A 17957-nucleotide genomic window follows, 5' to 3' on the forward strand; every position below is an offset into this window, starting at 1 on the left:
GGTTAAATTTTTAATGACATAAATAGGCATTTTGCCATCCACCGATTTTAGGGGGCATATCCTGTTGCGTTACTTCAGTAATAAAGTGTCCTTCGTTTACAAGTGTATTCACTCGTTCAAATAACACCTGATTATCTGAGTTGCGTTCCAGTTTATAAATGTGATGATCAAATTTTGTACGGTTGGTTTCGGGGTCAAATTGTATTGGTCCTCGTGGTCCTTCTGCCTTTACTGTATTCATATGGCGCAATAAAGTTCGCGTATCGCTACTTTCTGCTGTTTCCAGTAAATTGGCTAACAATGCTCCGTTTTCGAAGCCTAATAAAGCAAACACGGTTGCTGAATCGTCATATTGTTCTTTGAATTGCATGTTAAAAGAACAATCAGAGGTTTTAGCAAAATTTTCTAACCACGGTGCAACCACATATAGCGGAAACGGATTCGTTTGATATTCTTCAATCAAACTATCGTTAATAGCAAATGGAGTAGTGTAAAAAGTGTATTGCTGAGTGACTTTGTTGGTGCGGATGAATGCAGCGTTTTCTTCGGCATATAAACCGCTGTAAAACGCAAATACCACTTCAGGTTTGTAGTGGTCTAAGGTTAATTGCATGTATTCGGCTTCGTTTTCCCGAGGGTAAAAAGGAGTAATATAATGTCCGGAGAACATAACATCACTTTTGTTGAGCGACGTTTCGATAGCCGATAACATTCCGTAGCCGGAATCATAATAGGAGGTTGCTGTCGCAATTTTATCATAATTCTTTTCTAAAAAATGATTTCCTAATAAAAAACACGACTCGGTAAGTCCGTAAGAATTGATATAGATGCCTTTCTGTTTTTTCAACCCGTATGGTACGGTAGCACCAATATCAGAAGCGAGCAATAGTATGTCGTTATCCGAGGCATATTCATAAACACGATTCATGTTATGATGCCCGAAAAAACCAATAATAATATTGATTCCTTCCTGAAAATAAAGCTTCTGTATTTTATCAATGATCAATTGTTCGTTGGCACCGATTCCGATACTCTCAACATAGTATTGAGCGTTTAGGTTGTTCAGTTTGATACCACGAATAAAATCCCGATCCAATGTTTTATACTGTTTGGATTGCGGGATTAGGATTCCTATTTTAGTTACTGTACTCATGTAAAAAAATAATAGGAGAGGATGAAATTATTCTTCCTCTCCTTTGCGATTAACTTGTTTACTTTCGTTAATTACGAGAAGGGAAGATACCGTATAATGCGATACTAGTGTAAATTCCTAAATAAGGATTACGGATCGAAAATGGTGTGTTACTTCCTGTAATACCTGTAGTTCCGCTAATAGCGGTAGTAATGTTTCCTACTTTGTCTGTACCTGTAAATGGCGGCTCACTATAAGCGTTTGCAGCAGCTCCACCTGTACCGAAACTATTGTTCCCGTTATCTGATTCGTTGGTTGGATTACCAGTATTAGTATGGATAACAGTAGAAATGTTTACTTGTCCTGCTCCTGTTCCGGGAACTAACGGGTGAACGTGAGCCGGAATGTTAGCAAGTGATAAAGTCATAGTTTGTGCTCCTCCTGATTCTCCCCATTGAACTGGTGTTAATCCAGGTCCTGATCCCGGGTGAACAATAGAACGTCCTCTTAAATCAGGTAAGGCAAACGTAGTTTGTCCGTTACCGCCAAAAGTAGTTCCAAGTAATGAAAATAAAGCTGTGTTCTGTGCAATCGACATGATTTGTCCGTCGCAAAATGCCCACTGTGCAGGGGCGAAACCAAATCCGAAAGCCTGGATTTGTCCGATAATCTGTTCCATAAATATAAATTTTGTGGTTAAGTTTATACAAAACTAGATAAACGCACAGTATCGATATTAGGTAAAATTACGTGTTTTTGTAAGGTAGTTGTGTTATTATAATAAATTTAATAATATTTTGATTTTTTATTAAACAAACAAAATGGATATTATCTTTATTTTAAAGGTTTTAGGTTAATTTAAGAAATCTTAACGATATTTGTCATTTAGTCCAATACCACCTAAAATTAAAGGTTTTATTTTCTCAAAACGGCTTAATTTTGTTTTTTCCTGCTTGGCAGTAGCGATATATTCGATGAACTCTTTTTGTTTATAAGGGGTGAATTGAGAAAAAGCATTTTGTAGATTCGTATCCTGTGCCAATTGTTGTTGCAGGAATTCCGATTGTAAGGCTTCTTTTTTCTCCGGCTTGAAGTGAATACCGGCTTTTTCGTTTTCTATCGCTTCGTGAACATACTGTAAGATTAATTTTTCGTCCATTTCGGCTTTTGACTGAAAACGCCATTGGCGTAAAGCTTTGGTAACGCCTTCCTGAGCGTTAACCAAAACCTTATGCGCATCTTTTAAATAAATACCGTTGAAAAACCAAATGCCCACATAGGATTTGAAACCGCCTATTCCCAATACGTTTTTGCCGTTATAGGTGTAAGTCGGACCGCCCCATTTTGTAGTTTCAACCAATTCGGTTTTAAGAAGGATCGTTTTTAAATAATCGAGTTCTTCTTCCCATTGGTTTACTTTATCCCATTTGTGTTTTTCTTCCATCGGTATGGAATTATTTTTTTGCTGCGGTTAATTCCGCGATTTTTACAATTACATCTACAGCTTTTTGCATGCTTTCTACCGGAACGTATTCGTATTTTCCGTGGAAATTATGTCCGCCGGCAAAAATATTAGGACAAGGTAAGCCCATATACGATAACTGGCAACCGTCTGTTCCGCCGCGAATCGGTTTGATAAGCGGTTTGATACCCAATTCTTTCATCGCTTTTTCAGCTACCTGTACAATGTGGATTACCGGTTCTACTTTTTCACGCATGTTGTAGTAACTGTCTTTTATTTCACAGCTTACAATCGGTCCGCCAAATTGTTTTGCGAATTTCTTGTTGATTTTTGCTGCGATTTTTTCGACTACTTTTTTACGTTTTTCGAATTTTTTACGATCGTGATCACGGATAATCAATTCTACTTTGGTTTCTTCGATACTTCCGCTGATACCGGTTACATGGAAAAATCCTTCGTAGCCTTTAGTTTCCTGTGGCGTTTCGTGTTTCGGTAACTTGGAAATAAATTTATTTGCCAGTAACATTGAATTGATCATTTTCCCTTTGGCATAGCCCGGGTGAACGCTTTTTCCGCTGAAAACCAGTTTGGCTCCGGCCGCATTAAAGTTTTCGTATTCTAATTCACCGATCTGACTTCCGTCCATAGTATACGCCCAATCAGCACCGAATTTTTCTACGTCAAATTTATGAGCACCGCGACCAATCTCTTCATCCGGTGTAAAACCTACACGAATCTTACCGTGTTTGATCTCCGGATTGTTGATCAGGTATTCCATTGCCGTTACGATTTCCGTGATTCCGGCTTTATCATCCGCTCCTAAAAGCGTCGTTCCGTCGGTTGTAATAATCGTTTGTCCTTTATATTGTAAAAGATCTTTAAAATAACTTGGCGACAATACGATATCCAGTTCTTTGTTTAATACGATGTCTTTTCCGTCGTAATTTTCAACGATTTGCGGTTTTACATTGGCTCCGGTAAAATCCGGCGTTGTATCAAAATGGGAAATAAAACCGATAGTCGGAACTTCGTGATCTACATTGCTAGGAAGTGTAGCCATGATATACGCATTATCATCAATGGTAACATCTTCCATTCCAATAGCTTTTAGCTCTTCGACTAATTGGTTGGCCAAATCCCATTGTTTTGCGGTACTTGGTGTTGTATTTGAATTCGGATCAGATTCTGTGTCAACTGTCACATAACTGATAAAGCGATCAATAATATGTTGCATTTTAAAAAATTTTGAGATACACAAAAGTACGACTATTTCATTAAAATGAAGTGCCGTACTTTTTAGAATAAATTCAAATTAATGAAGGTATAATAGGGTATAGATGACAAATAGCAATAGTACAACCGTAATAAGGAAAGAATTGACAAAAAACAATATCAAGCTCTTTAAATTAGAGATATAACGTTTTTCACCGTAAAAAAACCGGTGTGCTTTAAAAAAGTAAGTAAAGCCCCATCCCAGATAAATACAGGCTAGTATAAACTCTAAAAATGTTAGAAAGCCATTATCGCCCAATAGTTCCAGGAACCAGCTCAGCGTCAGAAACAGCATAGTGTTGAGAAGCAGGAACGAAAAGTAATGCAGCGTAAAAATACCGTGTTCAAAATAGTACCATTTTTTCTTACTGTGAAACAACCACAACGAAAACGCAAATAATGGCAGATAGAGGAAAAGTACTTTTGGGAGGTTATGAATAAAAGAGTCCTTGAATTTTCCGATGACTTCTTTTGTGGTGTATTTTTCGTTTATCTCGGCCATCTTTCTTTCAAATTTTTCCATTAGTAGGGAACTCTTTTTTGCTGCCGGAAGTGTCTTTTGTATCGAATCGTATTCTTTTACCGAACTATAATTTCCAATAGTAGGTATTTTTCTACCGGTGGATGCTTTCATAATTGAATCGGCCTCTTCGTAGTTGTAATCATATTTATGGGCTTCCGCCTTGCGTACCTCACGTTGGGTTTCTTTATCGTGATTAATTTCCGGAAGTACTCCCGGAAGGAAAAAGGTGATAAAACTGATAAAAATATACAACTTAACCGGAGCTACATAATGTTTGCGTTTTCCCTCCAGATATTCACGGGTAAGGCGTGAAGGACGAAACAATAAGTATTTCATGGTTTTCCAAAAGGCATTGTCATAATGCGTAAAATCTTCTACAAAATGCGTAAACAGATAGTGAAATGACTTTCGGGATTCGGTGTTATCCTGACCGCAGTTCGGACAGTATTTCTCGGTAACAATTTTTCCGCAATTTAAACAGTCAATGTGATCGCGTATTTTATCGTGGCTCATTATTAGGGGATATATTGATGCGATAAAAATAGTTAAAAATTGATATTTACAGGTAAAATATTTATAAAGTAGTAATTAAACTTAAACCTTTTTGAAACAATCTTTATCCATAATGGAAATCACAACACCATCCATTAACCGGTTTTTAAGTTGCCACCCAAACGATAAAATTGAAACCCGAAAAGAGGATGCGCTAATAAAAAATCAAAATAATCATCTTTTTTGTGTAATAAATTTCTTAAAAATTAACCTTTGTAAAAATTAAAGTATATTAGCCAATACGATTAAAATAGTAAACTAAACGAGATGTTCGTTCGGTAACAAGGACGAAGAAATTAAAAATAGAATATGGAAAAAATCAAAACATTTTTAGATATTGTTTTTGAAAAAGAACAAATAGCACAGGATTTAAAGAGAGACAAAGATAATATTGAAAAATATAACGAATTTGTAGTGAATGAATTGAATATTTACTGTGAAGATCCGTATGATGCTGATCTGAAAAGAAAAGTAGAATTTAATATTATGGGTAAAATGATTAGTCCGCTTTCCGATCGTTTTTATGAGGAGTCCAAAAATTGTCCTTACCCGGCTTCCCGTTATTTATTTAAAATAAGTGAATATAATAATGAAAAATACGGTACCGTTTGGGCTTGTTATGTTTCTTTTTCAGATCCTGATGACGAAATAAAAAAAATAAATGAATGTTTTTTAGTTGCTTCAATCAATGGAGAATTAAAAATTGTTTCAGATTTTATCCTTAGTTCCGATGCGAAACAATGGCGACATGTAGATGGTGATGAAGATAAAAGTTTGCGTTTGAATAATTTGGGTACACCTGTAAAAGTGGAACGTTATGTAGAGCCAACGGATGAATGGAGTTTAAAAGCGTATTTAAAAGATAAATAAGCATAGCAATGGATGAAGCGAAGTTTCTGTTTTAGAAGTTTCGCTTTTTGTATTCAATAAAAGGTGTTTTCCGAAAAAATAAGTTCGGATTTAATTTGCATCATATAACGTAATAAATATGGAAATAAACAAAGTACATTCTGATTTAAAGGATATTTATAAAGCTAAAGCGGTTAAAAGAAAATTCAATTTCACCTTTGAGCATGAAGATGAAAAAGGAGTATTAATGAATGCTTTAAAAAGAGGTTTTTGGTCTATAATGCCCTTTGGATTTAAAGGTGATGATATTTTAGCTTTTCAGCTAACTCCCGGAAAGGACATTCAGCAAGAGGCACCTATCGTAGTATTTGATGATGTGTATCGGGAATGCTTTACATTTGCTCCTACTATTCAAGCCACTATTCCGATGGCTAACTTGAAATTTATGTGTGAGTTAGAGTTAATACAAGAACTTCAGGAAGAAATAGAAGAAGCTACGGTCGTATCCCAACCCTTTTTTGATTATTTCGGTGGCGGCGATCTGGAATTTTTAAAACAGTTTTTACTGTCGGAATCCAATCAGGAACGTTTTGAAAATGCTCCGGAATATGAAGAAGTCTTTTATAAAGAATTCTGGAGTCATTATTACAATACACCTGAAAATACAAAAGCATTTCAATTATTTGATCAATTGATAGATAGTCGTATCCGTCTACCGGAATACGAGCCTGCCGATTACGGGCTTTGGAACAATTACATAGGGAATGTACTTGCTACAAGAGCGTATTCGAGAATTAGTTTGGAAGATAAGGACAAATGGAAGCATTATTGGCGTTGTGCCCAATTGCCACACGGTTTTGATTGTGATGATAATAGTTTCGAAGAATATACAATCCATGTTGGTCATTCGAGTTCTTTACTGAATTGTGTTGCAGATATATTTGATTCCGAATGGAAAGATAAATATGCTCTTTTTCCCGAAGAAGTGCAAAAACATCCTCTTTTTGAAGCGACCGAAGCGATTAGAGAAGCAGGAAGAGGCTATGCAGGCGATAGGCACATTAAAGCTGCGGTATTATTAGAAAAAGAACACAATGATCCTATCGGCTGTTGGAATGCTTTAATAAGTGCGAGTTATTGGGCCGGAAAAAGCGGCAATCTGGATGCGGTGGAAATGTGTTGGGGCTTGGCTATTGATCTGTCCCGTACTCACGGCTGGACCGAAATTCATGCTATTCTATCCGAACAAATGGAGTTTTATTATCATTATAAAGAATAAAGAATAAAGAATAAAGAATAAAGAATAAAGAATAAAGAATAAAGAATAAAGAATAAAGAATAAAGAATAAAGAATAAAGAATAAAGAATAAAGAATAAAGAATAAAGAATAAAGAATAAAGAATAAAGAATAAAGAATAAAGAATAAAGAATAAAGAATAAAGAATAAAGAATAAAGAATAAAGAATAAAGAATAAAGAATAAAGAATAAAGAATAAAGAATAAAGAATAAAGAATAAAGAATAAAGAATAAAGAATAAAGAATAAAGAATAAAGAATAAAGAATAAAGAATAAAGGCTTTAAGCAACATAACGATTGTATCGTATGTGATCAATAAGACAGTGTAAACCTTGATAGCTTACTTACAAAACGTGAAATAGTAAAAGTACTAATAAATTAAAACATACCGGAATGTCAGAATCGAAACCTAAAATTTACACTTTAAATTGCAAAAGCTGGATAGGTGCTTTAACAAATAAAAGTTTTAAAGTGCAACAACCGAAATGTACTACATGTAATAGAGAACTTTTAGAAGAAATTGAATATTCCGAAGTAGAATTAGAAGTTGATAAATATGATGGAGAGGATATGTTTAGTTCTAAAGGGGCTATTATGGTAACCGAAAAACTCTATAATGCATTTAAAGAGCATAATATAAAAGGATTTGCACCCTTAAAAGTCTCGGTAGTGAAGTTTAAATATTCGGATATTGATATTAAAAGTATTCCGAATTTGATTTATCTGGCAGTACTTTCTCCGGCTGTTAAAAATATTCCTATTGCATATGATTATACCGGTATCTGTGAAGGATGTGGGATGCATTTGGCTAAATATAATGAAGAAAAATTTAAATTGATCACCAGGAAAAACAGTAATGATGCGATTCATTTACAAGCCTGTTTTAATTCGTATGAAGGAGCTGATATTTTTAATTTTGCTGATCATGGTGAAATAGGTGTGACACAAAAATTTATTGACATTATCAAAGACTTCAATTGCCCGGAAAATATTATTATTCCTGCCGAATGGATATAATATTTGTTTCACATAAATTAAAATAATCGCAATTATAGAACGCTATACAATTAAAGAAATATTGCGTTTTGTAGCTGAAACAACATCTTAAGGATTTCAAAGAGTTTTAAAATAGAACAACGATGGAACATAAAATAATACTGCCCTTTTTTACTGACGAAAAATTTGCCGGAAAACCGCTTACTCTTGTCAATTGTATTGCGTTTTTAGCACGTAGAGACGGGAGTCATCTGTTATTAATGTCTCATTTTGCCGAATTGTACCTGTTTAAATATTCAAAAGATTTTGTTTTTGAAAAGGAAATTCCGGTAACTGCTGTTTTAAACGGATTCAGAGAATTTAACGAATCCAGAGAATTTGCGCTGAGCGAAAGTGCTTCCGGGCAGATTATCATTTCCGGTGATGCCAATCGTTGTTTTATTATTGATGAAGACGGAAACATTGATCCGGCTTCGTACACCACAACCGTTGTCAATTTAAAGAGTGATGCGCATGCTCTTTTTCCGCAAAAACAAGAAGCGGCGGCTAAAAACTTATATTGCAATGCAACCTTATTACCGGAATCGAATCAATTGATTGCTTTAGTAGACAGTGAAATGGGTTGGGGATCAACTGAAGGTAAAAGGCGGGGTGACTTTATCGTGATTTCGGAGGCTCCTTTTGAGGATGCCACACAACGTCCTCGTTTAAAACTGTTGGCAGCATTAAACAAAAGACCTAGCGCACACTATGAAACAGATTTTCCGGGTATCGAATTGAAAAACGAAAAAACCATTCATCGTGATGCTACTTTTGAAGAGAATTTAATTGCTGCAATCGAAATCAATAATAAAATGCCGTTTTTCGATCCGTGGATCGGGAATATTTACCCGCTTACGGAATCGTTGTTGTTGGTTCCTGTTTTTGATAAATTCCGACGTTTGAGTGCCAGTGCTTGTTTTTTGTTGGTAAACACCGATGGAACTGTGGTCGGGCAATTGCAAGACATTGAGCCGAAAAATCTCAAGCTTAGCAAATTGGAAGAATTTCATTTTGCGGTGAACCATCAGGATCAAATCCTTTATTTTAAAGGAGAAAACACCATTTACGTATTTGGATTCGATGGTAGCTGTTTGGATAAAATCGTGTTGGAAGGAACTACAAAACCGTTGGCTGCATTCCAATTGATCGGAAATACAACCAATGGAAATCTGCTGTTTTTTGACAGAAAGAATTTTCATTTCCTGCAAGTACCATCACTAAAACCTTTGGATAGCAACAATGCAATAGGTATTGAAACCGCACTGACGGCTTATAAAAAACAAAAACCGGCAAAACCCAAAACTCCTGTAAAAAAGCTAAAAGACGACAAACACATTTACTTACACAAAGTGGATCATCCGGAGATTATTGAAAGTAATTTCGAGTGGATACAAGAAGAATTTGATTATTCAGTTGAAAAATCGAAGAGCAAGTTTCGTTTCTTCAATTATCTTTTCCGGGATGCGAAGCAATTACTCCAAATGTCCGTTTTGCAGAAAACAGCATTTGAAACACAGCAAAAATGGTTTCGTTATGGAGTAAACAGCATGGGTGAATATTTTCGTTTGGTTCATTTTGAAGGTGAAACCAAAGAAGCGACGATAGAGGAGAGCGGCGCTTTTGAAATTTTGGTTGAACCCTGCGGCGAATACGTTAGTACCCTGCCGGCATTGCATTGGGCTGTCATTGCCCGTGATACGGAAAAGCAAAAAATAATAGCCGACAGTCCGATAAAAAACTGGATATACAGAGAAGAAGATTGGGAGAAGAATACGTTTATAACCTGCTTTTTAAAAATAATAAAGGAATACTTTCTTACAGGAAATTTTAATACCGCTTTGTATGACACAGCACAAGCTGATTTGGAAAAATACAAATCGGAACTCGGACCGGATGTAAAACAAAAGTTTGGATTGTACCGAATCAATCGTTTTTTAAATGCTTTTAAAAGTTTGGCAGAGGACAACGAAGCTGAATTTCATACCAATTTTGCATTGGCACTTCAGGCACACAAAGAAGTGTGGAGTCAGAAAAAAGCCTTAAACAGAGGTGGAACACCGATGTGCAGAGATAACGACGGTTTTTTATCCTGGGATTGTACCGCTTTAGCAGCTATGGCGTATGACAAAGGTTGGAAACTGGAATTAACGTCCGATTATATACCGCAATCGATGGTGGAGGGAAGTATTAATTTGAAATAAAATGAAAAAAGTCGTTTATTATCAAATGGAGTTAGCCACAGAAAGTGAAATTGTCGGAACCTACCCACAAGTAGATGTGCCGAAGCATTATTTTAAAATTCCTGACAATTTTGAGACACTATCGTTGAGATCTTTTCCGGAAGTAAATCCCAATTTGGAAAATTTTATTTTTAAAAGAGTAGCAAAGCGAACAGATGTGTTAAGTTCACATATGTTACATTCTTCGATAGGCGTTTTTATTGACAAAAAATTTAAGGATTTAATAGAAAACTTTTGTGTTAAGAATTTTCAGTTTTACGATTGTACCTTAATTGCAGCCGATAAAGGTTTTGAAGCACAATTGGCCGAAAACCCTTATTTTTTCCTACATCTGATATATGCAAATGAAGTTCTTGATTTTAGTCAGTCTGTATTTGAAAATTTAAAAACAGATGAAAGGGTTACGATCGATAATGAAGAACAAAGAGCTCCGTTTTTACGTCCTGTAAAATTGTTTCTAAAAGAGACACCCGATCTGTTTCGTTCGCCGTTCAATATTGCGCTTTTAGTTTCGGAATCACTCAAACAAGCCATGGAAAAAGCTGCAATTTCCGGTGTTTGGTTTGAGGAATTTAAGGGTAATGAATTCTATAGTGCCGAATAAAGTTGATGTTAAATAATTAAATTTTAGTTACAGATCCAATTCCTCACAATCATGTCCCAAATGTGAAATAAGGGATAGGATTTCAGGAGCTTCCAGTTTTTCACTTTTTACACGGAGGATTTTGTCCCGATCTTCTAAATCGAAATTGAAATGCAGAATAGCTTCGTTTTCTTCAAAAATACGGGTGATGGTTTTAACGTCTTTTTTCTTTTTGACGGTGGTTTTAAAGATATACAGCATCGGTTTTGGCTAGTTTAATTTACATTTTTCCACCAGGAGGCGAAAGATTTATCGGCGTTTAGATCCATTTTTTCACCAATCATCGGTGTACACAAACGAATTGTCCCGTTTTCATTTAGATTTTCCAAACGTGAAATCGGTTCATCCCAATTGTGATTCGCCAATGAGAATTTACTCCAGTGTACGGGTATCAGTTTTTTTACCTTTAGATCCTGAGCAACCTGAACCACTTCTTCGGGCATTAAATGGATGTATTTCCAGTTTTTATCATATTGACCGCATTCAATAATGGCGAGATCAAACGGACCGAATTGATCTCCGATTGTTTTGAAATGACTATCATAACCGCCATCACCGCCAATAAAGATCTTTTTGTTCGGAGTTTCCAATACAAAAGATAACCATAAGGATTTGTTTCTCGAAAAACTTCTTCCGGAAAAGTGACGGGCCGGTGTGGTATGTAATTTAGCCGAATTGATTAACTGGACGGTTTCATTCCAGTCCTTTTCAATGATGCGAGATTTATCATACCCCCAATATTCGAAATGCTCGCCCACACCTAAGCCACAGATCACTGTCTTCACTTTGCTTTTCAATTCTTTTATGGTTTTATAATCCAAATGATCCCAATGATCATGCGTAATAATCAGATAATCAATTTCCGGAATATCGGCTGTAGTATAACGATCACTGCCGCCAAAACTTTTGGTTGTCATTCGTATCGGAGAAGCAGCTCCGCTAAATACCGGATCGATCAGAAACTTAATACCGTTCGTCTGTAAAAAGTAGGAGGAATGGCCAAACCATACATAGGCATCCTCAGTTAGCGGGATTTCATGCAGATTGGTTTTTACCGAAGGCAATGAATCGGTAGGTTTTACACGTGTATTTTCTTTAAAGATAAACTCTTTCAGTACGGTGAAAAAATTGGCACCTTCGGTTAAATCGGGTGTTACGCTGCTATTCTGAAACTGACCGTCACGGAAATTAGGCGATTTTTTGATTCTTTCCAAACGCTCACCGGTTGGAAGTTTCCCGAACTTCGGATGTTGCATAAAGAAATAAGTGCCGATAGTAAGGGTTAAGAGAAGTATAACAAGTGTGATCATAATTTTTTTTAAAAGCATTGATAAAATATAATTTTAGATTGACTAATCACTCTATTGGAGTCAAAAAAATAAGGATCATCGAATCATGATCCAAAGTGTATCAAACGAATTGTAGATCACTTCTTTTTTTTCTTCTAAAGTTAAAGTCGACTGTCGTAAATATTGCTGAATACCAAAAACATAATTGTTAACAATAGTAATCAGATAATCGATAGGTTGTTTTTTAATATGATTTTGCGCCATAGCTTCCTCCAGTTCGTCACAACCTTTTTTGGAAAGCTTTTGTATTTCCTCATAATTAATTAGCGAAGCATAAGGAGAAAAATAGAATTGTTGAATAAAGCGGAATTCATAATCATTGTCCAACGACCATAACATTAGTCCGATAAACTGCTTTTTAAAATGTTCCCGATATTCAGTGCCTTCTTCTCGATAGCTTTCAATATGCTGCGCTACACGAAGTTTAATGTCGATGTAAAGCGCTATGATTAATTCTTCTTTGGTCTTATAATAATGAAATAACGTACCGTTAGCCACACCGGATTCTTTCGCGATTTTGCTGGTTGCAGTACCGTGAAATCCGTTGTCTACGAATAGCTTTAAAGCGGTTGCTAATATTTCTTTTTGCTTGTCCATAATTTTAGATCGACTAATCAGTCGGTAAAATTAAAGCTTTTTTCTCAGGTAGAAACTATTTGGCAAAAAATTAACTTTCGTAATGGTAGCGCATAAAAAAGCACCGCTATGGGTGCTTTGTACTTTTATAATTGTTTCGGTTTAAATTCAAATAATCGATTCGCTTTTTGTGCATGCAGTTCTGTAAAAATAAAGAAAAGCGAAATAAGAATACATAAAGGTATTGTTAGTAATACATAATCGGGTTTTAATTTTTGAAATTCATTAATTAAACCAAACGGTAGTAATAAGATAAACAGATGAACCAATAGCAGACTGACTTTCGCTAATATAGAATTAGCATTATAGCTATTGTTTTTCTCACAACGCAATTGTAAATCGTAATAGTCGGCAAGATGTCCTAATAAGGTCAGATACTGTTGGTTTTCAATTATTCCCTGATCGAATAATTCTTTGATTCTTTTAGATTGTAAGGCAACTAATTGTTTCGCACTGTTTTTATGTTGTGCGATATAATCCATTTCGGATTGAGAAATAAGTCGGGACAATTCATCCTGTATTTTAGCCGATTCATTTAAGGCTAGTTCATCTCTTTCTTTATTGAGTTGGTAGCGAAGTACAACTAACCAGGCCAAATGCCGGTTTTTTAATTCCTCATAGGTTTCGGCATTCAGATTAAAGTTGTTTTGAAGGAAATTATTCCAGGTCGAACTGCTTCGGACAATCGTTTTCCAAAGTACTTCTGTTTGTATTCGATGGCGTTGTATCTGTTTATTTTTTAAGCTAAAAAGGAGTAAAGACAATATTCCGATAGCCGCAATCGGAGTCCACGGAAGCGCAATCCACTTTAAGTTAAAATACTGATATAATAGTGTTTGGACTACGGACCAGATGATTAAAATGTATCCAATGTTTTTAGGCCAAAGTATAAACTTCTCATTTTGAGTTTTGTTACGTTTTGTATGCATAATCCTAATAGTTTGATATTAATAATTGCATAATGTGCTATAAGTGCTATTTTGTAGGGGGATAGTTATAAAATTATGCTTTTTTTTGAATCCTGAAATTTTAAGTGTTAAAAAAAATATAAATATCGATAAAGTGTGTTTTTTTATCGATGAAATACATGTTTTGGTTGAAGTGACCGTTTTTTATGATATCCGGGAGTAAATAGGGACTTTTTTGTTTTTAAGAAGGAAATAACAATTTATAAATGTTTCCGATTTAGAGATATTAGTCTAAATAGCTAACTTTATAAAATAACAAAAAAGCAAAAAACTATGAAAATAATCAGAAGAGCCAGTGCAAACTGGAAAGGTAGCGGTATGGAAGGAAAAGGATCCGTATCGACACAGAGCACAACGTTAAACAATGCTAACTTATCTTTTAAAACCCGTTTTGAAGATGGAGTAGGAACCAATCCGGAAGAATTGATCGGTGCGGCACATGCCGGATGTTTTTCGATGAAGCTTAGTTTTGTATTAAACGAAGCCGGATTTACAGCCGATAATATCGATACAAGTGCCAAAGTAGTTTTCGAAGACGGGAAAATCACTCAGGTACAATTGGACGTTAAAGCCAGCGTACCGGGAATTTCGGAAGAAGCGTTTCAAAAAGCCGCTTTGGATGCGAAAGAAAACTGTCCGATTTCGCAATTGCTAAAAGCAGAAATCGTTTTAGCGGCTGCATTGGTGTAATAAGAAAAACACCAGACAGGTTTTCAAAACCTGTCTGGTGTTTTTTATTTGATTATTTATTTTCGATGAGCTTTTCCAACCGCGCCATCATATCTTCCTTTTCCTTTAGCATCCGTTCGTATAAGGCGATTTTTTCTTCGTGTAGTAGAATGATCTTTTCGATGGGATTGTAGTTATTGATTACAAAACCGATACTATGTTCATTATTAAATGTATTGGCAATAATATTCATAGCCTGTTCTTCATTAAAGTTTTCGATAGCCTCTACGGGTATTTTTAGTATTGCGGCTACTTGTGCGAGTATATCGGTTTCAATAGTTTCTTTTTGTTCGAGTAATGATACTTTCTTTTGGCTCCAGTCGTCGCCCAGCTCATAAGCCAAACCTTCCTGTTTTATACCCAACATTTCGCGAAAACGTTTGATATTTCTTCCTTGATGTATTTTTCTGTCTGGCGTATCGAAGTGTGACATAGATAACTGTTTTTAAATGAATAGTAGGGTATAAATATAGGTAAAATTATATTTCTAAATCAGATTCGAAAAGGATAATATAATGGTTTATAAACTAACATAGACAAATCCAAAAAGCGTGCTTTACACTTTAAGCCGTTTGATTATGAAAAAAGTAAACTCAATTAAAGGTAACAATACAAATAGACAATTCCAACAGCGACGGGTTACCGTTTACGGAAAAAGATTCGAACGAGCTAACAGTAAATATGTCGATTATCCTCAGATTCGCTTTGCAGGAAAGTGGCTCGCCGATTGTGGTTTTACAACCGGAATGAAAGTGAAATTAACCTGTTCGTATAGAAAGATTGTTATTACGGTTGATACTAGGCAAAAGCGATGAATTTCATAAAATTGAACCTTTACTGGTCTTGTTATTGGTTTCCTCTTACCAGGAGTTAAATGGGAAACATTATCCGTTGCGAAGCGGAGCGTATAATAGACTTCGTGTTATAGCGGTTGAGTAAAAATAGATCCCTCTAGAAACAGAAGGTTTTTGTTATTTGGAGATTATCTTTTGCTTTTATTTAAAATTTCATTTCTGAATATAGTCATTAAGAAAACAAAAAAAAGTGCTAAAAATGATATTACTTGAAAATTTAAATTCAAAAAGTGTAAAATGTAGCAAATAGTCAAAATATTTGAAACTCCTGAAACCCAAAAATATGATTCACATATACATTTTAAATGATTTATTTTATTTGAGACCCTTTTTTTTATTTCTAAAAATATTTCCATTTCATTCTGATTTTTTATGAAAAACTTATTTTCTTTAAGAGTTTTAAAATCTTCATTTGAAAGTTTATCAACATAATCTAAATCATTGTAATTGATTTTTAATAATGAGAATAAATAAACACTAGTTATTAACGTAGTGACAATTAAAATGTATAAGAAACCATGATTTTCTTTTACTTTCTCAATTGCGAATAAAGTAGTGGCAATTAAGAGAGGTAGGCCAATTATTTTTTGTGTGAGATTATTTAAGATGTCTGATACTTCTTTAAAGTACTTTGATTTATATTCATCGTAGTCTTTTCTTATTTTATCAATTGATAAATTATTTAAATATATTTCAAAATTAACTTTCGCCTTATTAGTTATAGTATTCAGGTTTTCGTAAAGTTGATAAATTCTGGTGTCGGAATCATATCTTGATGCGAAATCAATTATTGAGTTTTTTAAGAATTTTGGCAAGTGATGATTTTCTTCGGAAAAACAGTTTTTAAAATTGCTAAAAGATTTAGATAAATCTACTTTTTCTTCGAAATGATTTATCTCATTGAAAAATTTAATAATTAATCGACCTTTATCAGTTAAACTTGTAAAAACAATTTTACGATTTGTACTATTATAATAATCAACAAAATGAAAAGCTTCATCAGTATCTTTGTCTTGTTCTTTAAGAAAAGTCAAAAAATGATCAAATGATCTTGAATTGGTGAAAAAAAAATTTCCACTATCTAAAATAAAATCGATGTATGTTTCTCCGTTAATAAATGAATATGGTCTTTCATTAATATTTAAAATTAAAACATTAGAATGTTTAACCTCGTTAAGTTTTAAATATGATTTATAGTTTTCAAATATTTTAAGGGGAAAATTATCGTTATTAACTTCAATACTTTCGGTTCTTATTTTTTCGTAATCAATATCTAATGCCGTTAATTGTGCTTCAATATTTTCAGAATATTCAAATACAATTTTATTGCTCATCATATTAAAAGTTGAGCTTTTGAATAAATCGTATATTTTTTTATGATCTTGAATCATTAGTTGCTAATTTCTCTTCTTAGTGCGTTTGCAAAACTCTCAGATTCAATTATTACCATGTTTGAGTTTTCTTCCGAAATCCTAACTTTTTCATCTAATACACCACGTGAAAATTTTAAGCTAATTCCATCTCGGTTAACTTCTAGGCGTATAAACTTTTTAAGTTGATTTTTATTATACCTAAATTCCGTATCTATAGAAATATCATTTTCTTCTGCGTAATTTGAAATTGTATCTGGTGAACTATAAAAGTGTTGACTAAGATCTCTAATATTTATTATACCATTTGGGTTTGTTGAAGCATAACTATATATTTCGTTTCTAAACGCATCTATTTCATAAGGATTCCCTGTTAATGGATTAATAGGTGTTTCTATTTGAGTAATTATTTTATAAAGAGACTTGGTATAATCACTACTACTTTCTAATTGTTCAATTGAAATCCAATTTTTAAAATATTCTGAAACTTCTTGTTGTCTTAGTTGTGTAAATGATAAATAGTTAGTTTCTTCAATGTCAATTCTATTCTCATTTATTCTGCATGCCATTGCTAAGTTCTTAGTATCTACATACTCGATTGTTTGAATTGAAAATGAATTAGTAGTTCTGTTTAAAACTTTTCCCTCGACATCACGTATTAGAAATATAGAAACAAAATTATTGTTGTTTTCACGATACTCCGCAAAAATGAAATAACCTCCAGTAGCAAAACCAATAGATTGTATTATGCTTTCAAGATTCCCTATTACTGATCTTGAAAAATTTATAAAATCAGTATTTTGTCTTCCTGAGATCCTGTATTCTTTAAATTTTTCAGGAAAATATCTTCCCTCTGAATAATCAAAAACTGCATATAAAATTTTATCACTTTTATATGTGTCAGATAAACCTTGGATAAGTGCAATCGAATTATCCTCAAGAGGAATTAATTCATTTGATAAAATCAATTCGACTTCGTTGCTATCTTTTTCTTTTATTAATTCATGAATGATAATTTTTCGTAATTCCATTATCGAGTGTTT

Annotated in this window: 19 protein-coding genes; 7 read left to right on the forward strand and 12 right to left on the reverse strand. The window is 34.2% G+C overall.

All coding sequences use genetic code 11. The features are described 5' to 3' along the window. Window positions 1-10 precede the first annotated feature (10 nt). The 5 genes from NOX80_RS12060 to NOX80_RS12080 form a co-directional block, all read right to left on the reverse strand. Entirely contained in the window at window positions 11-1153 is a 1143-nt protein-coding gene (locus tag NOX80_RS12060) for an ABC transporter substrate-binding protein (RefSeq protein ID WP_256550041.1), read from the reverse strand. 67 nt (window positions 1154-1220) lie between these two features. Beyond that, on the reverse strand, window positions 1221-1811 hold the full coding sequence (locus NOX80_RS12065; RefSeq protein ID WP_256550042.1) for a phage tail protein: 591 nt from the start codon (window positions 1809-1811) through the stop codon (window positions 1221-1223). Between the two features lie 189 nt (window positions 1812-2000). Next, window positions 2001-2576: a YdeI/OmpD-associated family protein gene (locus tag NOX80_RS12070; protein ID WP_256550043.1), complete on the reverse strand. Its 576-nt coding sequence runs from the start codon at window positions 2574-2576 to the stop codon at window positions 2001-2003. 10 nt (window positions 2577-2586) lie between these two features. After that, window positions 2587-3828, reverse strand: coding sequence for a peptidase T (gene pepT / locus NOX80_RS12075; protein ID WP_256550044.1), 1242 nt, complete (start codon window positions 3826-3828; stop codon window positions 2587-2589). A gap of 78 nt (window positions 3829-3906) precedes the next feature. Next, the gene (locus NOX80_RS12080; protein ID WP_256550045.1) at window positions 3907-4902 is read right to left on the reverse strand and encodes a DUF3667 domain-containing protein; all 996 of its coding nucleotides are present in this window, start codon (window positions 4900-4902) and stop codon (window positions 3907-3909) included. A gap of 348 nt (window positions 4903-5250) precedes the next feature. Between NOX80_RS12080 and NOX80_RS12085 the strand changes: the two genes are divergently transcribed. From NOX80_RS12085 to NOX80_RS12105, 5 genes are all read left to right on the forward strand, one after another. Beyond that, complete coding sequence (locus NOX80_RS12085) at window positions 5251-5811, forward strand: hypothetical protein (protein ID WP_256550046.1); 561 nt, start codon at window positions 5251-5253, stop codon at window positions 5809-5811. A gap of 118 nt (window positions 5812-5929) precedes the next feature. After that, a complete protein-coding gene (locus tag NOX80_RS12090; protein ID WP_256550047.1) occupies window positions 5930-7069 on the forward strand; it encodes a hypothetical protein in 1140 nt (379 codons plus the stop codon). 411 nt (window positions 7070-7480) lie between these two features. Further along, window positions 7481-8104, forward strand: coding sequence for a hypothetical protein (locus NOX80_RS12095; RefSeq protein ID WP_256550048.1), 624 nt, complete (start codon window positions 7481-7483; stop codon window positions 8102-8104). Between the two features lie 122 nt (window positions 8105-8226). Beyond that, window positions 8227-10326, forward strand: coding sequence for an immunity 49 family protein (locus NOX80_RS12100; protein WP_256550049.1), 2100 nt, complete (start codon window positions 8227-8229; stop codon window positions 10324-10326). A 1-nt stretch (window position 10327) separates the two neighbouring features. Beyond that, window positions 10328-10969, forward strand: a complete 642-nt coding sequence (locus NOX80_RS12105) for an imm11 family protein (RefSeq protein WP_256550050.1) — start codon at window positions 10328-10330, stop codon at window positions 10967-10969. A 27-nt stretch (window positions 10970-10996) separates the two neighbouring features. Here the strand turns inward: NOX80_RS12105 and NOX80_RS12110 are convergent, their stop codons facing one another. The 4 genes from NOX80_RS12110 to NOX80_RS12125 form a co-directional block, all read right to left on the reverse strand. Then, window positions 10997-11209, reverse strand: a complete 213-nt coding sequence (locus tag NOX80_RS12110; protein WP_256550051.1) for a hypothetical protein — start codon at window positions 11207-11209, stop codon at window positions 10997-10999. Window positions 11210-11223: 14 nt separating this feature from the next. Further along, a complete protein-coding gene (locus NOX80_RS12115) occupies window positions 11224-12318 on the reverse strand; it encodes an MBL fold metallo-hydrolase (protein ID WP_256550052.1) in 1095 nt (364 codons plus the stop codon). Window positions 12319-12393: 75 nt separating this feature from the next. Then, window positions 12394-12954, reverse strand: a complete 561-nt coding sequence (locus tag NOX80_RS12120) for a TetR/AcrR family transcriptional regulator (RefSeq protein WP_256550053.1) — start codon at window positions 12952-12954, stop codon at window positions 12394-12396. Between the two features lie 125 nt (window positions 12955-13079). After that, window positions 13080-13922, reverse strand: a complete 843-nt coding sequence (locus tag NOX80_RS12125) for a bestrophin family ion channel (RefSeq protein ID WP_256550054.1) — start codon at window positions 13920-13922, stop codon at window positions 13080-13082. 312 nt (window positions 13923-14234) lie between these two features. Here NOX80_RS12125 and NOX80_RS12130 point away from each other — a divergent pair, with 312 nt between their 5' ends. Further along, window positions 14235-14651: an OsmC family protein gene (locus NOX80_RS12130; RefSeq protein WP_256550055.1), complete on the forward strand. Its 417-nt coding sequence runs from the start codon at window positions 14235-14237 to the stop codon at window positions 14649-14651. A gap of 52 nt (window positions 14652-14703) precedes the next feature. On the opposite strand, the gene NOX80_RS12135 is transcribed toward NOX80_RS12130, so the two are convergent. Continuing rightward, the gene (locus NOX80_RS12135; RefSeq protein WP_256550056.1) at window positions 14704-15123 is read right to left on the reverse strand and encodes a helix-turn-helix domain-containing protein; all 420 of its coding nucleotides are present in this window, start codon (window positions 15121-15123) and stop codon (window positions 14704-14706) included. Between the two features lie 145 nt (window positions 15124-15268). Here NOX80_RS12135 and NOX80_RS12140 point away from each other — a divergent pair, with 145 nt between their 5' ends. Continuing rightward, a complete protein-coding gene (locus NOX80_RS12140; RefSeq protein ID WP_256550057.1) occupies window positions 15269-15505 on the forward strand; it encodes a SymE family type I addiction module toxin in 237 nt (78 codons plus the stop codon). 167 nt (window positions 15506-15672) lie between these two features. Here NOX80_RS12140 and NOX80_RS12145 read toward each other — a convergent pair whose 3' ends face one another. Together NOX80_RS12145 and NOX80_RS12150 are read right to left on the reverse strand one after the other, a co-directional pair. Further along, window positions 15673-16935, reverse strand: a complete 1263-nt coding sequence (locus tag NOX80_RS12145; RefSeq protein WP_256550058.1) for a hypothetical protein — start codon at window positions 16933-16935, stop codon at window positions 15673-15675. Continuing rightward, window positions 16935-17945 (reverse strand): nucleoid-associated protein, encoded by a 1011-nt coding sequence (locus tag NOX80_RS12150; protein ID WP_256550059.1) that lies wholly within the window; start codon window positions 17943-17945, stop codon window positions 16935-16937. The genes NOX80_RS12145 and NOX80_RS12150 overlap by 1 nt, the downstream gene beginning before the upstream one ends. Between the last annotated feature and the right edge of the window lie 12 nt (window positions 17946-17957).

The sequence above is a fragment of the Flavobacterium cerinum genome (assembly GCF_024496085.1).
In the GTDB taxonomy this organism is placed as follows: domain Bacteria; phylum Bacteroidota; class Bacteroidia; order Flavobacteriales; family Flavobacteriaceae; genus Flavobacterium; species Flavobacterium cerinum_A.

What these genes read in the sequence shown, in the direction of transcription:
- NOX80_RS12060 (WP_256550041.1), bottom strand. Translation starts at nt 1,153, where the DNA reads ATGAGTACAGTAACTAAAATAGGAATCCTAATCCCGCAATCCAAACAG.
- NOX80_RS12140 (WP_256550057.1), top strand. Translation starts at nt 15,269, where the DNA reads ATGAAAAAAGTAAACTCAATTAAAGGTAACAATACAAATAGACAATTC.
- NOX80_RS12150 (WP_256550059.1), bottom strand. Translation starts at nt 17,945, where the DNA reads ATGGAATTACGAAAAATTATCATTCATGAATTAATAAAAGAAAAAGAT.
- NOX80_RS12080 (WP_256550045.1), bottom strand. Translation starts at nt 4,902, where the DNA reads ATGAGCCACGATAAAATACGCGATCACATTGACTGTTTAAATTGCGGA.
- NOX80_RS12110 (WP_256550051.1), bottom strand. Translation starts at nt 11,209, where the DNA reads ATGCTGTATATCTTTAAAACCACCGTCAAAAAGAAAAAAGACGTTAAA.
- pepT (WP_256550044.1), bottom strand. Translation starts at nt 3,828, where the DNA reads ATGCAACATATTATTGATCGCTTTATCAGTTATGTGACAGTTGACACA.
- NOX80_RS12115 (WP_256550052.1), bottom strand. Translation starts at nt 12,318, where the DNA reads ATGATCACACTTGTTATACTTCTCTTAACCCTTACTATCGGCACTTAT.
- NOX80_RS12125 (WP_256550054.1), bottom strand. Translation starts at nt 13,922, where the DNA reads ATGCATACAAAACGTAACAAAACTCAAAATGAGAAGTTTATACTTTGG.
- NOX80_RS12065 (WP_256550042.1), bottom strand. Translation starts at nt 1,811, where the DNA reads ATGGAACAGATTATCGGACAAATCCAGGCTTTCGGATTTGGTTTCGCC.
- NOX80_RS12090 (WP_256550047.1), top strand. Translation starts at nt 5,930, where the DNA reads ATGGAAATAAACAAAGTACATTCTGATTTAAAGGATATTTATAAAGCT.
- NOX80_RS12120 (WP_256550053.1), bottom strand. Translation starts at nt 12,954, where the DNA reads ATGGACAAGCAAAAAGAAATATTAGCAACCGCTTTAAAGCTATTCGTA.
- NOX80_RS12070 (WP_256550043.1), bottom strand. Translation starts at nt 2,576, where the DNA reads ATGGAAGAAAAACACAAATGGGATAAAGTAAACCAATGGGAAGAAGAA.
- NOX80_RS12095 (WP_256550048.1), top strand. Translation starts at nt 7,481, where the DNA reads ATGTCAGAATCGAAACCTAAAATTTACACTTTAAATTGCAAAAGCTGG.
- NOX80_RS12130 (WP_256550055.1), top strand. Translation starts at nt 14,235, where the DNA reads ATGAAAATAATCAGAAGAGCCAGTGCAAACTGGAAAGGTAGCGGTATG.
- NOX80_RS12100 (WP_256550049.1), top strand. Translation starts at nt 8,227, where the DNA reads ATGGAACATAAAATAATACTGCCCTTTTTTACTGACGAAAAATTTGCC.
- NOX80_RS12085 (WP_256550046.1), top strand. Translation starts at nt 5,251, where the DNA reads ATGGAAAAAATCAAAACATTTTTAGATATTGTTTTTGAAAAAGAACAA.
- NOX80_RS12105 (WP_256550050.1), top strand. Translation starts at nt 10,328, where the DNA reads ATGAAAAAAGTCGTTTATTATCAAATGGAGTTAGCCACAGAAAGTGAA.
- NOX80_RS12135 (WP_256550056.1), bottom strand. Translation starts at nt 15,123, where the DNA reads ATGTCACACTTCGATACGCCAGACAGAAAAATACATCAAGGAAGAAAT.
- NOX80_RS12145 (WP_256550058.1), bottom strand. Translation starts at nt 16,935, where the DNA reads ATGATTCAAGATCATAAAAAAATATACGATTTATTCAAAAGCTCAACT.